Below are 1,703 nucleotides of genomic sequence, written 5' to 3'. Positions count from 1 at the left end.
GGTACATTACCACGCATAATCATTTCATACCACTGGCTTTTGTAGCTTAGCTTATCGGGGTTGTTTCTCGCCCATTTGCCCCATTCTATCAACTCTTCGTGCATACCCACTCCAAATCACTCGGTATCTGTAATAACAGCCCCCTGCCATAACAAAAGGCGTAAATGTCGTTTAAGTATTCTGTCATCTGCTTTGTGCTTGCCTTTGTGGTGCTGATACCGCTGGCAATCTGTTGGGCGATAGCTTCATACACTGCTGTGCCTGCGGTCTGTTTGACGATTTGTAGGCTTGGTAAGCAGTCATTTAGCCGTGTATCTGTGCCGTCTCTTAGATAAATTCGGCTTAAAAATCGGCGCTTAAAATCAATGTGCAAGCTGTCTTTATCCTGCCCCCATGCGTCCCCAATTTGGGTGAGCCACAGCCAGTACAGACGGTTTTGCGCATGGCTTCTGGTTTCGTCATCATCGGTAATTATCACATTGACGGGCTTATCAGACTTAGTAAACCTTGCCAAAATCTCATCAGTGCAAGCCTTGAAAATATCAAGGTTTAGCAATCTAAAACGTTGGTTCATGTAAAAAATCGCCCTGCCTTATGTTGTTGTTGATGATTTTTTGTAGTTTTGGTGCTTTAAAACCCAAATGCCCAGCAATCGCACGGCTAAGCGCAAGCATATTATTTCTTGCCCTTGTTACGTTTTCTTGTTGCAATTCTACGCCGTATAAAGTGCTTACCGCTTGCGCCAAATCATCAGCCGTTTTAATGCTTGGCAAGCGGTGGTACAAATAGCGCATTAAATACCGCCCATCGCCCGTACAAGGGTCAAGCACTGTTTTTGATAAATCCAAGATTACCGCCTTTGGCAGTAGCAAAATTTGCTGATCAATCAAATCAATGCTTGTGGTTACTTCTGCAAATTTCTTAGCTCTGTCTTTGGCGTTTTTGCCCGTCATCGTGTCATCTTTGGCTTTGACTAGCTCTTTCACGATTTTGTCTAATTCTTTCAATGCGCTGGGTCTCAAGTAGTCGCCAAGGGTGGTCTTTGGGTTGTTTGCGGCTAAAAAATTTGCCCTTTGGGTAATCAAGCCCTGCCAATCTGCAATGCTTTCTAAATCTGCAAATCAGCCCATACGCTCGCCTTGTTTTTGGGTTGTGCTTTTGCTTGCAATATTCCAAGCTCAAAAGGTACATTTCACTGTACTTTTCATCAGTCAAATTTTCCCAAATCTCTTGTATGTTCTTTGGGCTTGGTAATGGGTCGGCATAGACTTTATTGGTGAGTTTTAGCGGCTTTTTAATGCCCAATAGCTTTTGGCGGTATAAAAAACGCCCAATAAGATTTCTTGCGTCTTTAAGCTGTCTATTACGGTACATTCCCAAACTGCGCAAGGCTTCACTCTTTTTGTGTAGCGTATAAACCGTTTCAAAGTCTTGCTCGCTCATCGCCGCCCAAAGCTCTTGCCACGTTTCAAACGTTCTACCCTTTAAATCTGCGTGTTTGTCATACATCGCTAAAACGCCCTATTCACAAATGCCAGCTTTTCCAAAAACCACGCTTTTGCCTGCTCACGCTTTAATGATTGATAAGTATCAAATTCATAATGGCACTTTCGGCACAGCGGTATGGTGTAATCATCATGCGCTTTAACGCCCTTGCCTTTGCCGTGTTCGTAGAAGTTGGAATGCGCAATATCTACGCCCAT

The 1,703-nt window shown here is 43.7% G+C and carries 4 protein-coding genes; all 4 read right to left on the bottom strand.

All coding sequences use genetic code 11. The features are described 5' to 3' along the window. Positions 1–88: 88 nt before the first annotated feature. From B0181_RS11430 to B0181_RS12185, 4 genes are read right to left on the bottom strand one after another with little or no spacing between them, the layout of a single operon-like run. Positions 89–574, bottom strand: coding sequence for a NinB/YbcN family protein (locus B0181_RS11430; RefSeq protein WP_078277619.1), 486 nt, complete (start codon positions 572–574; stop codon positions 89–91). Next, positions 558–986, bottom strand: coding sequence for a DNA methyltransferase family protein (locus B0181_RS11425; protein WP_078277618.1), 429 nt, complete (start codon positions 984–986; stop codon positions 558–560). Before B0181_RS11425 ends, B0181_RS11430 begins: the two co-directional genes overlap by 17 nt. Continuing rightward, complete coding sequence (locus tag B0181_RS11420; protein WP_078277617.1) at positions 958–1,509, bottom strand: hypothetical protein; 552 nt, start codon at positions 1,507–1,509, stop codon at positions 958–960. The genes B0181_RS11425 and B0181_RS11420 overlap by 29 nt, the downstream gene beginning before the upstream one ends. A 2-nt stretch (positions 1,510–1,511) precedes the next feature. Continuing rightward, positions 1,512–1,703, bottom strand: a complete 192-nt coding sequence (locus tag B0181_RS12185; protein WP_078277616.1) for a DUF968 domain-containing protein — start codon at positions 1,701–1,703, stop codon at positions 1,512–1,514.

This window comes from Moraxella caviae (assembly GCF_002014985.1).
Taxonomy (GTDB): Bacteria; Pseudomonadota; Gammaproteobacteria; order Pseudomonadales; family Moraxellaceae; genus Moraxella; species Moraxella caviae.
Note: the sequence above shows the minus strand (reverse complement) of the source record. Positions and strands in the feature narration are given on the sequence as shown.

What these genes read in the sequence shown, in the direction of transcription:
- B0181_RS11430 (WP_078277619.1), bottom strand. Translation starts at nt 574, where the DNA reads ATGAACCAACGTTTTAGATTGCTAAACCTTGATATTTTCAAGGCTTGC.
- B0181_RS11420 (WP_078277617.1), bottom strand. Translation starts at nt 1,509, where the DNA reads ATGTATGACAAACACGCAGATTTAAAGGGTAGAACGTTTGAAACGTGG.
- B0181_RS12185 (WP_078277616.1), bottom strand. Translation starts at nt 1,703, where the DNA reads ATGGGCGTAGATATTGCGCATTCCAACTTCTACGAACACGGCAAAGGC.